Here is a 19,850-nt window from a genome sequence, read left to right as displayed (position 1 = left end):
GCTTTCACCATGTCGTCGATTCGTCATTTCGCTTTGGCCGCCCTGGCCAGCGCCCTTTTTGCTGGTTCTGCGGTTGCCAAGGATTACGAACTGCTCAACGTGTCGTACGACCCGACTCGCGAGCTGTATCAGGACTACAACGCCGAATTCGTCAAGTTCTGGCAGAAAGATCATGCCGGCGACAACGTGAAAATCCAGCAGTCCCACGGTGGTTCGGGCAAGCAGGGGCGAGCTGTGATCGACGGTCTGCGTGCCGACGTGGTGACCCTGGCCCTGGCCGGTGACATCGATGAAATCGCCAAGCTCGGCAAAACCTTGCCGGCGGATTGGCAGCAGCGTCTGCCGCAAGCGAGCACGCCTTACACCTCGACCATCGTGTTCCTGGTGCGCAAGGGCAACCCCAAGGGCATCAAGGACTGGGGCGACCTGATCAAGAACGGCGTGGAAGTCATCACCCCGAACCCGAAAACCTCCGGCGGCGCCCGCTGGAACTTCCTCGCGGCGTGGGCCTATGGCCTGAAAGCCAATGGCGGTGACGAAGCGAAAGCCAAGGAATACGTGCAAGCCCTGTTCAAACACGTTCCTGTGCTGGACACCGGTGCTCGCGGTTCGACCATTACCTTCGTCAACAACGGTCAGGGCGACGTGTTGCTGGCCTGGGAAAACGAAGCCTTCCTGGCGCTGAAAGAAGACGGCGGTGCTGACAAGTTCGACATTGTCGTGCCTTCGTTGTCGATCCTCGCCGAACCTCCGGTCGCCGTGGTCGACAAGAATGCCGAGAAAAAGGGCAACACCGAGATCGCCGAAGCGTACCTCAAGCACCTTTACAGCCCGGCCGGCCAGGAAATTGCGGCAAAAAACTTCTATCGTCCACGTGACAAGGATGTCGCCGCCAAGTACGCCAAACAGTTCCCGACACTGGACCTGGTGACCATCGACAAGGACTTCGGCGGCTGGAAAACCGCTCAGCCGAAATTCTTCAACGACGGTGGCGTGTTCGACCAGATTTACCAGGCGCAATAACCTGTAAATAGACCTGCCAATGTGCAATCCATGTGGGAGCGGGCTTGCTCGCGAAGACGGCGACACAGTCAACTTTGATGTCGCCTGAGACACCGCCTTCGCGAGCAAGCCCGCTCCCACACAGGTTTAGCGCTTAAGTGGCTGGCATTGGCTAAACAGGCCCCGATTTCACCGTCGGGGCTTAGCGCGTTATCAACCAAGGACTTTTATGTCGCGTCGTATCTCCCCCGTCATACCCGGCTTCGGGCTGACGCTGGGTTACACCTTGGTGTACCTCAGCCTGATTGTGCTCATTCCACTGGCGGCGATGTTCGTGCATGCCGCTCAACTTACCTGGGACCAGTTCTGGGCGATTATCTCGGCGCCACGGGTGCTGGCGGCGTTGAAGCTCAGCTTCGGCACCGCGCTCTATGCCGCGATCATCAACGGCATCATCGGCACGCTGCTGGCCTGGGTGCTGGTGCGCTATACCTTCCCTGGACGCAAAGTCATCGATGCGATGATCGACTTACCCTTCGCATTGCCCACCGCCGTGGCCGGTATCGCGCTGACTGCGCTCTACGCGCCCAATGGTTGGGTGGGTCAGTTTGCAGCGGACCTGGGCTTCAAGATCGCGTATACCCCCCTCGGCATCACCCTTGCCCTCACTTTTGTGACACTTCCATTCGTAGTACGTACCGTACAGCCAGTATTGGCCGATATCCCTCGTGAAGTGGAAGAAGCGGCGGCGTGCCTGGGTGCAAAACCACTACAGGTTTTCCGCCATATTCTGGTACCTGCACTGTTGCCAGCCTGGCTGACCGGTTTCGCGCTGGCCTTTGCCCGCGGGGTCGGCGAGTACGGTTCAGTGATTTTCATTGCCGGTAACATGCCGATGAAAACCGAGATCCTGCCGCTGCTGATCATGGTCAAGCTCGACCAGTACGATTACACCGGCGCCACGTCCATTGGTGTACTGATGCTGGTGGTTTCCTTCGTCCTGTTGCTGCTGATCAACTTGCTGCAGCGGCGCATCGAAACCCCATAAGGAGGCGCAGAAATGTCCCAATCGTCTATTGCTGCTGCTTCCTCGAACGCCGCCCGCCGTGGCAGTGCTTCATCGCGGCGAATCTTGATCGGCCTCGGCTGGCTGGTGTTCGCCCTGTTCCTGTTACTGCCGCTGGTGATCGTGGTGTCTCAGGGCCTGAAGCTCGGAATCGGTGCGTTCTTCACCGCGATCTTCGAGCCCGACGCGTTGTCGGCCCTGAAACTCACGGTGATCGCCGTGCTGATTTCGGTGCCGCTGAACCTGGTGTTCGGCGTCAGCGCTGCATGGTGCGTGAGCAAGTACTCGTTCCGTGGCAAAAGTATGCTGGTCACGCTGATCGACCTGCCGTTCTCGGTGTCGCCGGTCATCGCCGGTCTGGTCTACGTGCTGATGTTCGGTGCTCAGGGCTTGTTCGGGCCGTGGCTGCAGGACCACGACATCCAGATCGTCTTTGCCTTGCCGGGCATCGTGCTGGCGACGATCTTCGTCACCGTGCCGTTCGTGGCGCGCGAGCTGATCCCGCTGATGCAGGAACAAGGCACGCAGGAAGAAGAGGCCGCGCGTCTGCTCGGGGCCAATGGCTGGCAGATGTTCTGGCACGTCACCGTTCCCAACATCAAATGGGGCCTGATCTACGGCGTGGTGCTGTGTACGGCGCGGGCCATGGGTGAGTTCGGTGCGGTGTCGGTGGTTTCCGGGCACATTCGCGGGGTGACCAACACCCTGCCGCTGCACGTCGAGATCCTCTACAACGAATACAACCACGTGGCCGCGTTCGCCGTGGCGAGCCTGTTGCTGATCCTGGCGCTCTTCATCCTGCTGCTCAAGCAGTGGAGCGAAAACCGTATTAACCGCCTGCGCGCCAGCGCCGCGGAGGAATAAGTCATGTCGATCGAAGTGCGTAACGTCAGCAAGAACTTTCACGCGTTCAAGGCGCTGGACAACATCAGCCTGGACATTCAAAGCGGCGAACTCGTGGCGCTGCTGGGCCCCTCGGGTTGCGGTAAAACCACATTGCTGCGGATCATCGCCGGTCTGGAAACCCCGGATCAGGGCAACATCGTGTTCCACGGAGAAGACGTCTCCGGCCACGATGTGCGTGATCGCAACGTCGGTTTCGTGTTCCAGCACTACGCGCTATTCCGCCACATGACCGTGTTCGACAACGTCGCTTTCGGCCTGCGCATGAAGCCGAAAAACCAGCGCCCGAGCGAAAGCCAGATCGCGGTGAAAGTCCACGAGCTGCTGAACATGGTGCAGCTGGATTGGCTGTCGGATCGTTATCCGGAACAACTTTCCGGCGGTCAGCGCCAACGTATTGCCTTGGCTCGCGCCTTGGCGGTGGAGCCGAAAGTCCTGCTGCTCGACGAACCCTTCGGCGCCCTCGACGCCAAGGTCCGTAAAGAACTGCGTCGCTGGCTCGCGCGTCTGCACGAAGACATCAACCTGACCTCGGTGTTCGTGACGCACGACCAGGAAGAAGCGATGGAAGTCGCCGACCGCATCGTGGTGATGAACAAGGGCGTGATCGAGCAGATCGGCTCACCGGGCGACGTCTACGAAAACCCGGCCAGCGATTTCGTTTATCACTTCCTGGGTGACTCGAACCGGCTGCATCTGGGTGATGACAACCATGTGCTGTTCCGTCCACACGAAGTGTCGCTGTCGCGTCACGAGCTGGAGGATCACCACGCGGCCGAGGTGCGGGATATTCGCCCGTTGGGCGCGACGACACGGGTGACGCTGAAGGTCGAAGGCCAGAGCGAATTGATCGAAGCTGAAGTGGTGAAAGATCACGACAGCCTGATCGGGTTGGCGAAGGGCGAGACGCTGTTCTTCAAGCCAAAGGTCTGGCAGAAACTCGCCAATATTTAACCCCTCCAGCTGATCGTTCCCACGTTCTGCGTGGGAATGCCTCATGGGACGCTCCGCGTCCAGTGACGCAGAGCGTCACGGTATGCATTCCCACGCAGAGCGTGGGAACGATCAATCAAAAGCATCGCGTCTTACGCCGCAGCGTTTTTCTGACGCAAACGCACACCACCCACCCGCGCCTCGATCTGCTCTTTCAGCTCCCGCCGCAACCCCAGCAAAAACGCCAGCTCAACCACCACAAACAATGGCCCGACAATCAACCCGGTCACATCATCCACAAACGCCGGTTTGCGTCCTTCGTAGTGATGTCCGACAAACTGAATCGCCCACCCCAGCACAAACATCCCGATGCCGCTCGCCAGCCAGACCAGCGTGCTTTGCTGCGCAAGAACCTGACCCGCCCAAATGCACAGACCGAGTAACACGGTCATCAACAGCCCGAGACGAATCTCCAGGCGCAGGTAAAACCACGCCGATGCCATCGCGACCAGCACCGCCGGCGAAACCCAGCCTGCGCCCCATTGCGGCCGAGACAGCAATACCGCAACCGCCACTACAATCAGCGGAATCCCGATAAAGTGGCTGGCAATATTGCGCGGGTCACGGTGGTAGGCGGCGTATTGACTGAGATGGTCAACGAGGCTTTTCATTGTTATTCCTCCTGTAGGGTGATGGATGATGCCCCGGGTTTCATCTCTCGCTCTGTCAGCCAGACGACAATTTCCAGGAGTTTTCATGGGCATGCAGGTTTGGCGTTCGCGCCTGGAGACGGGGCAGTGGTTCAGCCATTTACCTGTTCCCTTAAAGGATAGTCTGCTGGCTGTGGCCCGGGTTCGGCGCCTGGCGTCGGGGCAATTACTCTTCAAACGCGGTGATCCGCCGTGCGGGCTGTATGCAGTCCTTGAAGGGGCGGTACGCATTGGCGCGGTGAGCGAACAGGGCAAGGAGGCGTTGCTGAGCCTGGTGGAGTCGCCGCACTGGTTCGGCGAAATCTGCCTGTTCGATGGCCAGCCGCGAACCCACGATGCTTATGCCGTTGGCCAGTGCAGCCTGTTGCACATCCCGCAGGCGACGCTGCTGAAGTTGCTCGACCAACAACCGGTTTACTGGCGGCAACTGGCATTGCTGATGAGCCATAAACTGCGCCTTACTTTCATCAACCTCGAACAGCTCAGCCTGATGCCAGCCCCGGCGCGCCTGGCTCATCGCTTGCTGATGATCGCCGAGGGTTACGGCGAAATAGATCCGCCGCGCCGTGTTCTGCAATTGCCTCAGGAGCAACTGGCGTCGATGTTGTCGTTGTCGCGCCAGACCACCAACCAGCTCCTCAAGGATTTGCAGGGGCAAGGAATACTGAATCTCAAGTATGGCGAGATCGAGATTCTGGATGCGCAACGATTGCGAATGTTGGCGATTATCTGAAACCCGGCATTAGTGGTGGGCTTTGGACGCGAAGGCGCCTAGCCTGTGATGACGACAATCGAGGTGTGCCATGCGTGTGCTGTTAGTGGAAGACGAACCTGAGACCGCCAAACTCCTGGCTAAAGGTCTGAACGAGGCAAGTTACTCAGTCGATGTGGCCGTCAACGGCATGGACGGCCGTCGTTTCATCGAGTCTGGCGAATACGAGCTGATCATCCTCGACGTGATGCTGCCCGGGCTCAATGGCTGGCAGTTGCTGCAGCAGATCCGCAAGCTCGGTGATACGCCGGTGCTCCTCCTCACCACCAAGGACGGCATCGAAGACCGGCTGCGCGGGCTGGAATTGCATGAAGATGATTACCTGCTCAAGCCGTTTGCCGTGAGTGAACTGGTGAAGCGGGTGCGCAAGTTGTTGCGGCGGGATCGGGGGCGCTGAGACCGGTTCCGATCAATCAATGAGCTAGACTTCGACTTGTTCATGCATTAAATACAATGCAAATAGGTAATTTCAGTAAATATGCACTGTATAGGGTGCGGGTGGGTGGAATGGAAAACCTCGGCGAATTGATCAGGTTGCTGCGCAAAGAACGAAAGTTGTCTCAACAAGACCTGGCCAAGCAGTACGGCATGAGCCGTTCCACGATTTCGGGTATCGAGAACAACACCATTTCCGAAATTGGCCTGCGCAAGGTTGAAGCGATCCTCAATGGCTTCGGGTACGAACTGACGGCCGTGCCGCGGCGGTCGACGCGTCCTACACTGGACACCCTCAAAAAGGTGAACTTCCATGGGTGAGCAGCAGGAAAAGGACCGGCTGCACATCAGTGTTTCCGGCACAACGGTCGGAACCCTCGGCCGTGGTCAGTCTCGCATTGATTCAGTGTTTGCCTACGCCGAAGACGCGCTGGAAGAAAACGCGGTCTCGTTGACCATGCCCGCTCGCCTCGAGAGCTACACGTGGGAGCGAGGTGTACCGCCGGTTTTTGAAATGAATCTACCGGAAGGTTCTCTGCGCGATGAATTGACTCGTCGCTTCAGCAAAGTGATTCGAGGGTTTGACGATTTCGCGATGCTGGCGATCGTTGGCCCGCACCAGCTTGGGCGAGTGGGGATTAAAAACGCGCAAGACGCAAGTGACCGGCTACCTGAAACCAGTCTCGCCGATCTGCTGGTTCATGACGGTGCGCAAGGTTTGTTCGAAGATTTGCTGCACACCTATGGCCAGTATTCGGGCGTTTCCGGGGTGCAGCCGAAGGTGCTTATCCGTGACAGTGCAACCACTGTCGACCGATTGACCCATCGAGGGGCAACGCATCTGGTCAAATCGTTTCGGCCAGAGGAGTACCCAGAGCTCGCTGCCAACGAATACTTCTGCATGAGGGCTGCACGGCATTCGGGTCTTGAAGTGCCGGTTTTCGAACTGAGCGATCACGGTAAGTTTCTGGTCGTCGAACGTTTCGATCTGAATGAAAGAGGTTATCTGGGCTTTGAGGATTTCTGCGTGCTCAATGCCTGGCCTTCGAAGGCCAAATACGATGGTTCGTACGAAGGTGCTGCGAGGCAGATCAAGGAGTTTGTCTCCCCGCCATTGCTCAATGACGCCCTGGAGTCTTTTTTCAAAATAGTGGCGTTGTCGTCCGCTCTGAAGAATGGCGATGCTCACCTCAAGAACTTCGGTGTGCTGTACGAACATTGCGGGGCTGATGCGCAAATCAGACTGGCTCCGGCCTATGACATCGTCACGACTTCGGTCTACATCAAGGCAGACAGCATGGCGTTGCTGTTAGGCGGTTCAAAGGCGTGGCCCAAATACAAAATGTTGATGCGTTTTGGTCGGTCGGCTTGCAACCTGACCGAGGGACGGTGCAATGAACTGCTGCAGCAAGTCGCTCATGGAATTGATGTCGCGAAGGCGGAAATGGTTGATTACATCAGGGGAAATGGCGCCTTTGCCATGGTTGGCGAAGCGATGATCGAGCAGTGGGAATCAGGTGTAGTCCGCAGCTTGGTCAAAAGCTGATTACCGCAACCCATCCCGAAACTGCCCCGGCGTCATCCCCGTCCAGCGCTTGAATGCGCGGCTGAAGCTGCTCGTGTCGGCAAATCCCAGCAGATAGCTGATCTCGCTCAATGAGCATTGCGGGTCGCGCAGATGCAGCAGCGCCAGGTTCTCGCGACTCTCGTTGAGCAGCGTATCGAACCGACAACCCTCGTCCGCCAGATGCCGTTGCAGACTGCGCAAACTCAGGTGCAAAGCCTGGGCGATGTGTTCGGCGCTGGGCTCGCCTTCCGGCAATTGCTCCTCGATGGCGTCGCGCACCTTGCGTTCCCAGGTCAGGGGTTTGAGTTGCGCGAGGGTGCGTTTGAGCACGGTTTCGTTGTGCTCGGCCAGTTCCGGGTTGGCGTCGTCCAGGTGGCTGTCGAAATCCAGCAGAGCGAACTCCAATCGATCTTCATCGGCGTTGAAATACACCGGCGAGCGGAAGACCTTGTGCCATTGATGCGGGTCTGCCGGCTCCGGGCGACGCAGGTACACCGCCAACGGGGCGTAATCGCGGCCCAGGCGATTGCGGCAGGTGCGAACGTAAATCGCTGTGAAGGCGTCGATGGCTTCGAAGGCCGGGGCCGGATTGCCTGGCGGGATTTTCAGGCGGAAGCGGTAGCGGTCCTCGGTGCGAGTCAGTTCCAGGTCCAGGGCATCGCTGACCACCTGGTGGTAACGCACGATGCGCTCGAACACTTCTCGCAGGCTGCCGCTGGCCACCAGCGCATAACCGAGGGCGTGAAACGTGGTGGGGCTGACGAAGCGCGATACCCGCAAACCAATCGCCGGGTCGCCGCTGACCTGCACTGCGATTTCCCACAGCCGCGTGGTGCCCGACAACGGGTAACGGGCGTTCGGGTCGTCCATCAGTTGCGGGTCGAGCCCCGCCTGTTGGCACAGGGCGGTGCTGTCGAGGCCCAACGCATCGAGTTGCTTGCGCAGGGCACGGGTCCAGCTGGCGAGGGAGGTCGGTTCAGTCATGCTGATTGGCGCTTCCGGTCAACAGGTTGGCGTTCACGGCTACCGCGTTGCGAGGGTTCACAAGGCAGGATGCGAACATCAATAACCAGAGGATGGAAGCATGCACGGTACTTCTGCAAGTCCCCAGCGACTGAATGCCGCTCAGCGATCAGCGCATATTCGCCAAGTGGTGCTGGCCAAGGGGGTCGAACTGCGTCAGCGCTACCCGATACTCAATCATCAGGACGCTATCGGCGCGACTATTCTGACGTTGGCCCTGGCCGGCATGATCGGCTCGGCGACGCTCTACATGACCGGGCAGATGGCGTGGTGGGCGTGCCTGTTGCTCAACGCATTTTTTGCCTCGCTGACTCACGAGCTGGAACACGACCTGATTCATAGCATGTACTTCCGCAAACAGCGCGTACCGCACAACCTGATGATGGGCCTGGTGTGGCTGGCGCGGCCGAGCACGATCAATCCGTGGATTCGCCGGCATCTGCACCTCAATCACCACAAGGTCTCCGGCACCGAAGCCGACATGGAAGAACGGGCGATCACCAACGGCGAACCCTGGGGTTTCGCGCGGCTGTTGATGGTCGGCGACAACGTGATGTCGGCCTTCATCCGTATGCTGCGGGCCAGGACTTGGGCGCATAAATTCAGCATCATCAAACGTTTTCTGAAGGTTTACGCACCGCTGGCGTTGGCGCATTGGGGAGCCTGGTACGTGTTCCTCGGTTTTCACACCGCTAACGGCATCGCGCATCTGCTCGGGGCGCCCATCGAATGGTCGGCGACTACTTTGGCGGTGATGCAGGTGATCGACATCGCGGCCGTGGTGATCATCGGCCCGAACGTGTTGCGTACTTTTTGTCTGCATTTCGTCAGCTCGAACATGCACTACTACGGTGACTTGGAGCCGGGCAATGTCATCCAGCAGACCCAGGTGCTGAACCCTTGGTGGATGTGGCCGTTGCAGGCGTTCTGCTTCAACTTCGGCAGCAGTCACGGGATTCATCATTTTGTGGTGAAGGAACCGTTTTACATCCGCCAGATGACGGTGCCGGTGGCGCATAAAGTGATGCGTGAGATGGGCGTGCGGTTCAATGATTTCGGGACGTTTGGGCGGGCGAACCGGTTTGTGCGCATGCAAGCAACAGAGGCACAGGAGGTGCGTGCCGCTCAGGCTTGATCGATGTGTCCGGAAACTCAAAACGGCAAAGGCGGCCGTCATCAATCTGACCCAAAAGGGCGATACGTTATGACGCAAGCAGGGGTGTTTGGTGCTGATGGGTATATGTGTTTTGGATCTAACAAAGGAATTAAATATTCCTTTATCGGATAACCCTTTCGGGCCAATCATCGCGCTATCAAATGTTGAGTTTCCGGGGCCGTCTCCTTGGCAGGGTGCGGTCCCTTTTTTTGTCTTCAGTAAAGTGATCGTTCCCACACTCCTGCGTGGGAAAGCAGCCCGGGACGCTCTGCGTCCCATCAAGAGCCGAACGCGGAGCGTCCGTTGAGGCATTCCCACGCGGAGCATGGGAACGATCAGTGGAGAGTTAATATTCCATATGGATCTTAATAAATAGCTTCTTATTCCTTAACGAATATAACTCTCCTCCCTATACTCGCTCAGGAACAGACACGCAGCAGGAGAGTTCCCCCATGCGCAACGAATCAATTCGCTACCTGATTGTGCCGGGCTGGCAAGGATCGCCAGAAGATCATTGGCAAAGCCATTGGCAGAACAGCCTGCCGAACAGCGCACGGGTGGAGCAGGCCGACTGGCTGACGCCGCGCCGTGAAGACTGGGTCGCGGCGCTGGCTGAGGCGATTGCCGCCGACAGCACGCCGGTGATCCTGATCGCCCATAGCCTGGGTTGCATCACTGTCGCGCATTGGGCGGCCACGGCGCCCGCGCAGTTTTTGCGTCAGGTACGCGGCGCCTTGCTGGTCGCCCCGGCGGACGTCGAGCGTCCGGCCTGCGCACCGGCTCTGCGCAATTTCGCACCGATTCCAACCCACCTTCTGCCATTCCCGAGCCAGGTTGTCAGCTCCGACAACGACAGCGCCGTCAGCGCGCCGCGTGCGATGGAACTGGCGCGCAACTGGGGTGCCGAAGCGGGGATTTTGTCGGGTGCCGGGCACATCAACGTGAAGTCCGGTCACCAACGCTGGGAGCAGGGTTTTGCCTATCTCTATCGCCTGCAAAACCGAATGGAACACCACGCCCTGCGCCGCGCTTGAACCTTTTCTTTTTTGCTTTTGTTTTTTAAACAACGCCCCCGTCTCCCGGCGGTTTTGGGCGGGAGTCTGCCATGAGTTTTGAAGCCTTCGGTCAGCCGCTGCTGACCTTCCCCGATGCAGAAAAAAGTCCCCTGAGCATTCGCGCCAAGGCGCTGGTGTTTGTCGATTCGCGTTCGCGTCAATTACGCCAGGAGCTGGAGCTATTGGCGCCGCGCTCGATCTCGGTGTTGATCCGTGGCGAAACCGGCAGCGGCAAGGAGTTGCTTGCGCGGCACATCCATCGTGAGAGTGATCGCGGCGGGTTGTTCGTCTCGGTCAACTGCGGCGCGATCAGCCCGACTTACGCCGATGCGGAATTGTTCGGGTATGCCGCTGGCAGTTACAGCGGTTCGGCCAGCAGCCGCGCCGGCTGGTTCGGTTCTGCCAATGGCGGGACGCTCTATCTGGATGAGATCGGCGACTTGCCCCTACCGATCCAGACAAAATTGCTCGCGGCGCTGGAAAACCACGAAGTCACCCGTGTCGGCGCTCACCAACCAAGCCCGGTGGACGTGCGCTTGGTGGCGGCAACCAGCATTGACCTGGCCCAAGCGGTGGCCGCCGGCAAATTTCATGAGCGGCTCTACCACTACCTCAGCGAAGGCCAGCTCGAACTGCCGGCCTTGCGCGAACGGGTGGGGGATATTCTTTCGCTGTCCGAATATTTCCTCGGCATCTATAGCCAGCGTCTGGGCCTGCCGGTGCCGCTGATCAGCGAAGCCGCGCAGCATTTGTTAGAGCAACACAGTTGGCCGGGTAATACCCGGGAGTTGGAAAACGTCATTCACTTTGCGTTGCTGGTCAGTACCGGTGAGGAGATTTTGCCGGAGCATTTGAATTTGCCCGAGGCATCGCTATCGCTGCTTCAGATCGAACAGCATTTCAAAAAAATCCTCGGCAACGGCTCCGCCGCCGAGAAAGAAGCCCTCAAACAACTCCTCAAAAACACCGCGCTTTTGTAGGAGCAAGGCTTGCCCGCGATAGGGTTTTCCAGACAGACCGCGTCGCCAGAATCGCGAGCAAGCTTTGCTCCTACGGGTAGAGGCGTAAGTTAGAGCTGTATGAACAAAATGGAATATGAAAGTGAATAAAAGATATTGTTCGGGAATAAAAAATCCCGGTATTGTCCGCGTCTCGCCAGCGATAGCACTTCACTGGCACTCGTACTAAACAAGCCGTCGTCGATGACGACCGTGATTTTCGATAAGGACACTGCATGAAAAAGGTTCTGTTGTTCACCGCATTGGCGGCTGCCCTGACCGCGGGCCTGGCCCAGGCTGGCGAGAAACTGGTAGTGGCGGCGACCCCGGTTCCACACGCCGAGATTCTGGAGCTGATCAAGCCAACCCTCGCCAAAGAAGGCGTGGACCTGGAAATCAAAGTCTTCACCGACTACGTTCAGCCGAACGTGCAGGTTGACCAGAAGCGTCTGGACGCCAACTACTTCCAGACCCTGCCGTACCTGAAAAGCTTCAACGAAGGCAAAGGCACTAACCTGGTGACTGTGATCGGCGTGCACGTCGAACCCTTCGGCGGCTACTCGAAGAAAGTCAAAACCCTGGCTGAGCTGAAAGACGGCGCAACCATCGCGATCCCGAACGAAGGCAGCAATAGCGGCCGTGCCTTGATCCTGTTGCAGAAGGCTGGCCTGATCGAGTTGAAAGACCCGAAAAACGCCTTGGCTACACCGAAAGACATCGCCAAGAACCCGCACAATTTCAAGTTCAAGGAACTGGAGTCGGCCATGCTGCCGCGTGTTCTGGACCAGGTCGACCTGGACATGATCAATACCAACTACGCGCTGGAAGCAGGTCTGAACCCGGCTAAAGACGCGCTGATAATCGAAGGCGCAGATTCGCCTTACGTGAACTTCCTGGTGGCTCGTCCGGACAACAAGGACAGCGTAGCCATCCAGAAACTGGCCAAGGCGTTAACCAGTCCTGAAGTGAAAGCATTCATCGAGAAGAAGTACAGCGGCGCGGTATTGCCGGCGTTCTGATTCGCGAGGCAAACCCCTTCAAGGTTTCAAACGCCGACGGCTGATACAGCGTCGGCGTGATCGTTCCCACGCTCCGCGTGGGAATGCAGCCCGGGACGCTCCGCGTCCCATCGAGAGCCGAACGCGGAGCGTCCGTTGAGGCATTCCCACGCAGAGCGTGGGAACGATCGTCTTAGGCCACCCGCGCCTTCAACGCCCTGCGCAACGCCATCAACAACTTTACGATGTCCTGCGGATCCAGCCGCTGTGGCACTTTTACGTCAGCCATTTTCTCTTCCTTGTGATGGTTTGGCCGGGGGAGTCTGACCAAAAGCTGTGCATCCTTGGAGGGGGACTCTGAAAAAAAGATCCTTCCTACAGCGCAAAGAAAAATAGTCGTCTTCCGTTGCCCCGGCAAATGCGCAGGACAGTTTTTTGGCCGAGACAACCCGGTCAACTGTGGGAGCGTGTCAGACGCTGATCATGATCGTTCCCACGCTCCGCGTGGGAATGCCTCTAGGGACGCTCCGCGTCCAGTGACGCGGAGCGTCACGGGCTGCATTACCACGCAGAGCGTGGGAACGATCTGTGTACCTCAGTCCGGCCAATACCACGCGGGCTCATCCAGCATCCGCTGCCCGACAATCCCGGTCTGGCCCAGGTTTTTCTCCAGCACAATGCAATTGCACTCCGGGTCCTCCTGCAACGCCGAGATCAACCGCCGTGCATGCGAAACCACCCACACCTGACACTGCTCGGATGCGCAAATAATCAACCGCGCCAACGCCGGCAACAGGTCCGGGTGCAAACTGGTCTCCGGCTCGTTCAACACCATCAGCGTCGGCGGCCGAGGTGTCAGCAGCGCCGCGACCAGCAGCAAATAGCGCAACGTCCCGTCCGACAACTCGGCCGCCGACAAGGGCCTCAACAAGCCTTCCTGATAAAACTCGATGGCAAAGCGTCCACCGGGCAGCGATTCGATGTTCAGTCTCGCGCCGGGGAAGGCGTCGCTGATGGCCGCCCACAGCGCCTCGGGGTCGCCGATTTCGATGATGGTCTGCAAGGCTGCCGCCAGGTCGCGACCGTCGTGGTGCAGCACCGGCGTGCGGGTGCCGAGTTGTGGTTGGCGCACGGGGGCATCGGCGTCACTGCGAAAGTGATCGTAGAAGCGCCAGCGCCGGATAAACTCGCGCATTTGCAGAACTTCCGGCGAAGTACGCAAGCTGCCGACCTGGTCGAACAGGCTGTCAAAAGTCGGTGTGTGCTGGGCCAGCACCTCCCAGCTGCGATTGGCTCGGGCGCGGATCATAGGTCCGTCGCGATCCACCAGCAGGCTCGCCGGACGATAAAACGGCCCGGCCCAGACGCATTCGCGTTTGATTTGCGGGTCAAGGCTGAAACGTGACGCAATGGGTGAACTGTGTCCGGGGAGCATGAAGTGGCCGTTGGAGTCGGGTAGTCCGAGGCTGATCGAGTATCCGAAGTCCTCACCGGCAAACCCCAGTCGCAGGCGTTTGGCACCGTGTCGTACGCTCGCCTCGATCGGGACTTCGCCATTACGCATTCGCCGGCTGATGTTTTCCGGGCCGGCCCAGAATGTCGAATCCAGCCCACCCTCGCGGGCCAGCGCATTGACCACGCCGCCCTGAGCGGTTTCCGCCAGCAGGCGCAACGCGCGGTAGAGGTTGGATTTGCCGCTGCCATTCGGACCGGTGATCAGGTTCAACCGACCCAGAGGAATCACCAATTTATTGATCGAGCGGTAATTGGCCACCGCAAGGGTTTTGAGCATTACTCTCTCACTGATCGTTCCCACGCTCTGCGTGGGAATGCATCCGGTGACGCTCCGCGTCACAGCGGACGCGGAGCGTCCATGGCGGTGTTACCACGCAGAGCGTGGGAACAATCGAGAGGGAGTATAAGGATTGCTCGTGCGGACGTGGAACCCTGTTCTAAGCTCACAGTCGTATCGCCATCTGCACGTTCGTACAACGCAAAGGAGTCTGCATAGTGGGTCCCGGATTGAAAACAGTGGTTGGCCTGAGCCTCCTTGTTCTGCTGAGCGCCTGTGGCGATGAAAAACCGGTCGAAAAGGACCGTCCGCGGGTATTCGTTCAAGAAGTAAAACCTGCGGATTACGCGGCGACAGTGACCCTGACCGGTGATGTTCAGGCGCGGGTCCAGACCGATCTGTCGTTCCGCGTGGGCGGCAAGATCATCCAGCGTACAGTCGATGTCGGTGACCGGGTTTCGGCTAAACAGGTTCTGGCCAGGCTCGATCCCAAGGACCTGCAAACCAGCGTCGACTCGGCCCAGGCGCAAGTTGTTGCCGAGCAGGCCCGAGTCAAACAGACCGCCGCCGCCTTCGTTCGCCAGCAAAAACTCCTGCCCAAGGGCTATACCAGCCAAAGTGAATACGATTCCGCCCAAGCCGCCTTGCGCAGCAGCCAAAGCGCCCTGACGGCTGCCCAGGCGCAACTGGCCAACGCCCGGGAACAACTGGGCTACACCGCGTTGGTCGCCGACGCGCCGGGGGTGATTACCGCGCGGCAGGCCGAAGTCGGCCAAGTGGTGCAGGCCACCGTGCCGATTTTCAGCCTGGCCAGGGACGGTGAGCGCGACGCCGTGTTCAACGTCTACGAATCGCTGCTGACAGAGCCACCAGAGGGGAAAACGGTGGTCGTCAGCCTGATCGACAAACCTGAGGTGAAAACCACCGGCACCGTTCGGGAAATCACCCCGGCCGTCTCCGCGCAGACTGGCACGGTGCAGGTCAAAGTCACGCTCAAAGGACTACCGGAAGGCATGCAGCTCGGTTCGGTGGTGAGTGCCACGGCCCAGACGCCAGGCAAGTCGGCGGTCGAACTGCCCTGGTCGGCACTGACCAAAAATCTCAGCGAGCCGGCGGTGTGGCTGGTGGACGGCGAGGGCAAGGCACAGCTGCACAACGTCACGGTCGGCCGCTACTTGACGGGCAAAGTGATCGTCAGCGCCGGCCTGAAGGGCGGTGAAAAAGTGGTCATTGCCGGCGGCCAGTTGCTGCACCCTGGCGTGAAGGTGGAAATCGCCGAAGACACCTCTAAGGATTTAGCCGCGGGAGCCCAGCCATGAAGCGTCTGTTACTGGTATGCGCCGGTGTGATGCTGGTGGCCTGCTCGGAAAAGGAATCGCCGCCGGAGCCTGTGCGTCCGGTGTTGTCCATCAAGGTCCAGTCCCTGGACGAAGAAAGCCTGGGCCGCTTCGCCGGCAGCATCCAGGCCCGGTATGAAAGCAATGTCGGCTTCCGGGTGTCAGGGCGTATCGCCAGCCGTCATGTGGATGTCGGTGCCGAAGTCGATCAGGGGGCGTTACTCGCAACCCTCGACCCCACCGATCAGCAGAACCAGTTGCGCTCCGCCCAGGGTGATCTGGCCAATGTCCAGGCGCAACTCATCAACGCCCAGGCCAACGCCCGGCGTCAGCAAGAGTTGTTCGATCGCGGCGTGGGCGCCCAGGCGCAACTCGACATCGCACAGACAGACCTCAAAACCACCCAGGCCTCCCTCGATCAAGCGAAGGCTGCGGTCGATCAGGCCAAGGACCAGCTCAACTACGTCGAACTTCGCGCCGATCACCAAGCCATCGTCACCGCGTGGAACGCCGAAGCCGGGCAAGTCGTCAGCGCCGGCCAGCAAGTGGTGACCCTGGCGCAGCCGAACATCAAGGAAGCGGTGATCGACCTGCCGGACACCCTGGTCGACCAGTTGCCGAATGACGTGGTGTTTCAGGTTGCCGCCCAACTCGACCCGAGCATCACCAGCACCGCGATCATTCGCGAAATCGAGCCCCAGGCGCAAAGCGCGACCCGCACCCGTCGCGCCCGCCTGACATTGACCGACACCCCACCGGGTTTTCGCCTGGGCACAGCCATCAGCGTGACCCTCAGCTCCGCGATCAAACCGCGTATCGAACTGCCCCTGACCGCGCTCCAGGAAGTCGATGGAAAACCGCGGATCTGGGTCGTCGACCCGCAGACCCAAACCGTTTCTCCGCGAGACGTCAGCCTGATCAGCCGCACTGGCTCAACGATGGTGCTGGCCAACGGCGTGAAGTCCGGCGAGCGAGTGGTCAGTGCCGGCGTGAACAGCCTGAAACCGGGGCAGAAAGTAAAAATCGATGAGGACAGCCCGCAATGAAAGGGAGTTTCAACTTATCCGAATGGGCCCTCAAGCATCAGTCGTTTGTCTGGTATTTGATGTTCGTCGCGCTGCTGATGGGCGTGTTCTCGTACCTGAACCTGGGACGCGAGGAAGACCCGTCGTTCACCATCAAAACCATGGTGATCCAGACCCGCTGGCCGGGCGCGACCCAGGAAGAAACCCTCAAGCAGGTCACTGACCGGATCGAGAAAAAACTCGAAGAGCTCGACTCGCTCGACTACGTGAAAAGCTACACCCGCCCCGGCGAGTCGACGGTCTTCGTTAATTTGCGTGATACCACCAGCGCCAAGGACATCCCGGAAATCTGGTACCAGGTGCGCAAGAAGATCAACGACATTCGCGGCGACTTCCCCCAAGGCCTGCAAGGGCCGGGATTCAACGATGAATTCGGTGATGTGTTCGGCTCGGTGTACGCCTTCACCGCTGACGGTTTGTCGATGCGCCAATTGCGCGATTACGTCGAGCAAGTCCGCGCCGAGATCCGCGAAGTACCGGGGCTGGGCAAGGTCGAGATGGTCGGCGAACAGGATGAAGTCCTCTACCTGAACTTCTCCACCCGCAAACTCGCGGCGCTGGGCATCGATCAGCGTCAGGTGGTGCAGAGCCTGCAATCGCAAAACGCGGTGACCCCGGCCGGTGTGATCGAGGCCGGTCCCGAGCGTATTTCCGTGCGCACGACCGGGCAGTTCGCCTCCGAGAAAGACCTGGAAAACGTCAACCTGCGGCTCAACGACCGTTTCTACCGCTTGGCCGACGTCGCCGAGATCAGCCGTGGTTACGTCGATCCGTCAACGCCGGAATTCCGCTTCAACGGCCAACCAGCCATCGGCCTCGCCATTGCGATGAAGAAGGGCGGCAACATCCAGGTGTTCGGCAGCGCGCTGCACCAGCGCATGAACGACCTGACCGCCGACCTGCCGGTGGGCGTCGGCGTGCACAACGTTTCCGACCAGGCCGAAGTGGTGGAAAAAGCCGTCGGCGGCTTTACCAGCGCGCTGTTCGAAGCGGTGGTGATCGTGCTGATCGTCAGCTTCATCAGCCTCGGCGTCCGTGCCGGGCTGGTGGTGGCGTGTTCGATTCCGCTGGTGCTGGCGATGGTCTTCGTCTTCATGGAATACAGCGGCATCACCATGCAGCGGATTTCCCTCGGCGCGTTGATCATCGCCCTCGGCCTGCTGGTGGATGACGCGATGATCACCGTCGAGATGATGGTCACGCGCCTGGAACTGGGCGATACCAAGGAGCAGGCCGCTACGTTCGCCTACACCTCGACCGCGTTCCCGATGCTCACCGGTACGTTGGTGACGGTGGCCGGTTTCGTGCCCATCGGCCTGAACGCCAGCTCGGCCGGCGAGTACACCTTCACCCTGTTCGCGGTGATCGCGGTGGCCATGATCGTGTCGTGGGTTGTCGCGGTGCTGTTCGCCCCGGTGATCGGCGTGCACATCCTCAGCGCCAATGTGAAACCTCACGACGCGGAACCGGGGCGCATCGGTCGGGCGTTCAATTACGGCATGCTCTGGGCCATGCGCAATCGTTGGTGGGCGATCGGCATCACGATCGCGCTGTTCGTGGCGTCGGTGTTTTCCATGCAGTTTGTGCAGAACCAGTTCTTCCCGTCCTCGGATCGCCCGGAAATCCTCGTCGACCTGAACCTGCCGCAAAACGCCTCGATTGCCGAAACCCGCAAGGCTGTGGACAAACTCGAAGCGACGCTCAAGGACGACCCGGACATCGTGCGCTGGAGCACCTACATCGGCGAAGGTGCGATCCGTTTTTACCTGCCCCTCGACCAGCAATTGCAGAACCCGTACTACGCGCAATTGGTGATCGTCAGCAAAGGGCTGGAATCGCGTAACGCGCTGAGCCAACGCTTGCGCGAGCGCCTGCGCAAGGATTTTGTCGGTGTCGGCAGCTACGTCCAGGCGCTGGAAATGGGCCCGCCGGTAGGTCGGCCGATTCAGTACCGGGTCAGCGGCAAGGACATCGATCAGGTGCGCAAGCACGCTATCGCCCTGGCCACCGAACTGGATAAAAACACCCACATCGGCGAGATCATTTACGACTGGAACGAACCGGGCAAAGTCCTGCGCATCGACATCGCGCAGGACAAGGCGCGGCAATTGGGGCTGTCGTCGGAAGACGTGGCCAACCTGATGAACAGCATTGTGGTCGGTGCGCCGGTGACTCAGGTCGATGACGATATCTACCTGATCAACGTGGTGGGGCGTGCGGTAGACGCCGAGCGCGGCACTCCGGAAACCCTGCAGAACCTGCAGATCGTCACGCCGGGCGGCACGTCGATTCCGCTGCTGGCGTTCGCTTCCGTGCGCTATGAACTTGAGCAGCCGCTGGTCTGGCGCCGCGACCGCAAACCGACCATCACCATCAAGGCGGCGGTGCGTGATGAAATTCAGCCGACCGACCTGGTGAAACAACTCCAACCCGACATCGATAAATTCGCCGCCAGTCTGCCGGTGGGCTACAAGGTCGCCACGGGCGGCACCGTCGAGGAAAGCGCCAAGGCCCAGGGGCCGATTGCCAAGGTTGTGCCGTTGATGCTGTTTTTGATGGCGACCTTCCTGATGATCCAGTTGCACAGCGTGCAGAAGCTGTTCCTGGTGGCCAGCGTCGCACCGCTCGGCTTGATCGGCGTGGTGCTGGCGCTGATCCCGACGGGCACGCCGATGGGCTTTGTGGCGATCCTGGGGATTCTGGCGCTGATCGGCATCATCATCCGCAACTCGGTGATTCTGGTGACGCAGATCGAAGCCCTGGAGAAGGACGGCCATGCACCGTGGGATGCGGTGGTGCAAGCCACGGAGCATCGTCGCCGGCCGATTCTGTTGACCGCAGCGGCGGCGAGCCTGGGGATGATTCCGATCGCACGGGAAGTGTTCTGGGGGCCGATGGCCTACGCGATGATTGGCGGGATTGTTATTGCGACGTTGCTGACGTTGCTGTTTTTGCCGGCGCTTTATGTGGCCTGGTACAAAATCCGCGAACCGAAAAAAGGCGCTGCGTAATGATCGT

The 19,850-nt window shown here is 59.5% G+C and carries 18 protein-coding genes; 15 read left to right on the top strand and 3 right to left on the bottom strand.

Annotated features, from left to right (window positions below; all coding sequences use genetic code 11):
* Positions 1-9 precede the first annotated feature (9 nt).
* From PFAS1_RS10135 to PFAS1_RS10120, 4 genes are all read left to right on the top strand, one after another.
* Positions 10-1,023 (top strand): sulfate ABC transporter substrate-binding protein, encoded by a 1,014-nt coding sequence (locus PFAS1_RS10135; protein ID WP_076029071.1) that lies wholly within the window; start codon positions 10-12, stop codon positions 1,021-1,023.
* Positions 1,024-1,231: 208 nt separating this feature from the next.
* A complete protein-coding gene (cysT, locus tag PFAS1_RS10130; RefSeq protein WP_007899634.1) occupies positions 1,232-2,050 on the top strand; it encodes a sulfate ABC transporter permease subunit CysT in 819 nt (272 codons plus the stop codon).
* Between the two features lie 12 nt (positions 2,051-2,062).
* Positions 2,063-2,932: a sulfate ABC transporter permease subunit CysW gene (cysW, locus tag PFAS1_RS10125; RefSeq protein ID WP_007899636.1), complete on the top strand. Its 870-nt coding sequence runs from the start codon at positions 2,063-2,065 to the stop codon at positions 2,930-2,932.
* Between the two features lie 3 nt (positions 2,933-2,935).
* Positions 2,936-3,925: a sulfate/molybdate ABC transporter ATP-binding protein gene (locus PFAS1_RS10120; RefSeq protein ID WP_076029070.1), complete on the top strand. Its 990-nt coding sequence runs from the start codon at positions 2,936-2,938 to the stop codon at positions 3,923-3,925.
* 131 nt (positions 3,926-4,056) lie between these two features.
* Here the strand turns inward: PFAS1_RS10120 and PFAS1_RS10115 are convergent, their stop codons facing one another.
* Positions 4,057-4,575, bottom strand: a complete 519-nt coding sequence (locus PFAS1_RS10115; RefSeq protein ID WP_074872484.1) for an Mpo1 family 2-hydroxy fatty acid dioxygenase — start codon at positions 4,573-4,575, stop codon at positions 4,057-4,059.
* Positions 4,576-4,660: 85 nt separating this feature from the next.
* Between PFAS1_RS10115 and PFAS1_RS10110 the strand changes: the two genes are divergently transcribed.
* The 4 genes from PFAS1_RS10110 (at position 4,661) to PFAS1_RS10095 (ending at position 7,367) form a co-directional block, all read left to right on the top strand.
* A complete protein-coding gene (locus PFAS1_RS10110; protein WP_076029069.1) occupies positions 4,661-5,347 on the top strand; it encodes a Crp/Fnr family transcriptional regulator in 687 nt (228 codons plus the stop codon).
* Positions 5,348-5,417: 70 nt separating this feature from the next.
* A complete protein-coding gene (locus tag PFAS1_RS10105; protein ID WP_074872488.1) occupies positions 5,418-5,783 on the top strand; it encodes a response regulator in 366 nt (121 codons plus the stop codon).
* Positions 5,784-5,893: 110 nt separating this feature from the next.
* Positions 5,894-6,142, top strand: a complete 249-nt coding sequence (locus tag PFAS1_RS10100) for a helix-turn-helix domain-containing protein (protein WP_074872489.1) — start codon at positions 5,894-5,896, stop codon at positions 6,140-6,142.
* Complete coding sequence (locus tag PFAS1_RS10095) at positions 6,135-7,367, top strand: type II toxin-antitoxin system HipA family toxin (RefSeq protein ID WP_076029068.1); 1,233 nt, start codon at positions 6,135-6,137, stop codon at positions 7,365-7,367. The genes PFAS1_RS10100 and PFAS1_RS10095 overlap by 8 nt, the downstream gene beginning before the upstream one ends.
* Here PFAS1_RS10095 and PFAS1_RS10090 read toward each other — a convergent pair whose 3' ends face one another.
* Positions 7,368-8,372: an AraC family transcriptional regulator gene (locus tag PFAS1_RS10090; protein ID WP_076029067.1), complete on the bottom strand. Its 1,005-nt coding sequence runs from the start codon at positions 8,370-8,372 to the stop codon at positions 7,368-7,370.
* 100 nt (positions 8,373-8,472) lie between these two features.
* On the opposite strand from PFAS1_RS10090, the gene PFAS1_RS10085 reads away from it, so the two are divergent.
* The 4 genes from PFAS1_RS10085 to PFAS1_RS10070 all read left to right on the top strand — a co-directional run bounded on the left by PFAS1_RS10085 (position 8,473) and on the right by PFAS1_RS10070 (position 12,639).
* On the top strand, positions 8,473-9,546 hold the full coding sequence (locus PFAS1_RS10085; protein WP_076029066.1) for a fatty acid desaturase: 1,074 nt from the start codon (positions 8,473-8,475) through the stop codon (positions 9,544-9,546).
* Between the two features lie 473 nt (positions 9,547-10,019).
* Positions 10,020-10,601, top strand: coding sequence for an alpha/beta hydrolase (locus PFAS1_RS10080; protein WP_076029065.1), 582 nt, complete (start codon positions 10,020-10,022; stop codon positions 10,599-10,601).
* Between the two features lie 71 nt (positions 10,602-10,672).
* Positions 10,673-11,602 (top strand): sigma 54-interacting transcriptional regulator, encoded by a 930-nt coding sequence (locus PFAS1_RS10075; protein ID WP_076029064.1) that lies wholly within the window; start codon positions 10,673-10,675, stop codon positions 11,600-11,602.
* 254 nt (positions 11,603-11,856) lie between these two features.
* On the top strand, positions 11,857-12,639 hold the full coding sequence (locus PFAS1_RS10070; protein WP_074872503.1) for a MetQ/NlpA family ABC transporter substrate-binding protein: 783 nt from the start codon (positions 11,857-11,859) through the stop codon (positions 12,637-12,639).
* A 574-nt stretch (positions 12,640-13,213) separates the two neighbouring features.
* On the opposite strand, the gene PFAS1_RS10065 is transcribed toward PFAS1_RS10070, so the two are convergent.
* Positions 13,214-14,410, bottom strand: a complete 1,197-nt coding sequence (locus tag PFAS1_RS10065; RefSeq protein ID WP_076029063.1) for an AAA family ATPase — start codon at positions 14,408-14,410, stop codon at positions 13,214-13,216.
* A gap of 215 nt (positions 14,411-14,625) precedes the next feature.
* Between PFAS1_RS10065 and PFAS1_RS10060 the strand changes: the two genes are divergently transcribed.
* The 3 genes from PFAS1_RS10060 to PFAS1_RS10050 are packed head-to-tail and all read left to right on the top strand — an operon-like array spanning position 14,626 to position 19,843.
* Positions 14,626-15,729, top strand: a complete 1,104-nt coding sequence (locus PFAS1_RS10060) for an efflux RND transporter periplasmic adaptor subunit (protein WP_076029062.1) — start codon at positions 14,626-14,628, stop codon at positions 15,727-15,729.
* Positions 15,726-16,793 carry an efflux RND transporter periplasmic adaptor subunit gene (locus tag PFAS1_RS10055; protein ID WP_074872509.1) on the top strand — a complete coding sequence of 356 codons (1,068 nt, stop codon included), beginning with the start codon at positions 15,726-15,728 and terminating at the stop codon, positions 16,791-16,793. Before PFAS1_RS10060 ends, PFAS1_RS10055 begins: the two co-directional genes overlap by 4 nt.
* Positions 16,790-19,843 (top strand): efflux RND transporter permease subunit, encoded by a 3,054-nt coding sequence (locus PFAS1_RS10050; protein ID WP_076029061.1) that lies wholly within the window; start codon positions 16,790-16,792, stop codon positions 19,841-19,843. The genes PFAS1_RS10055 and PFAS1_RS10050 overlap by 4 nt, the downstream gene beginning before the upstream one ends.
* Positions 19,844-19,850 lie beyond the last annotated feature (7 nt).

Origin of the sequence: Pseudomonas frederiksbergensis, assembly GCF_001952935.1 — a bacterium.
GTDB lineage: Bacteria > Pseudomonadota > Gammaproteobacteria > Pseudomonadales > Pseudomonadaceae > Aquipseudomonas > Aquipseudomonas frederiksbergensis.
Note: the sequence above shows the minus strand (reverse complement) of the source record. Positions and strands in the feature narration are given on the sequence as shown.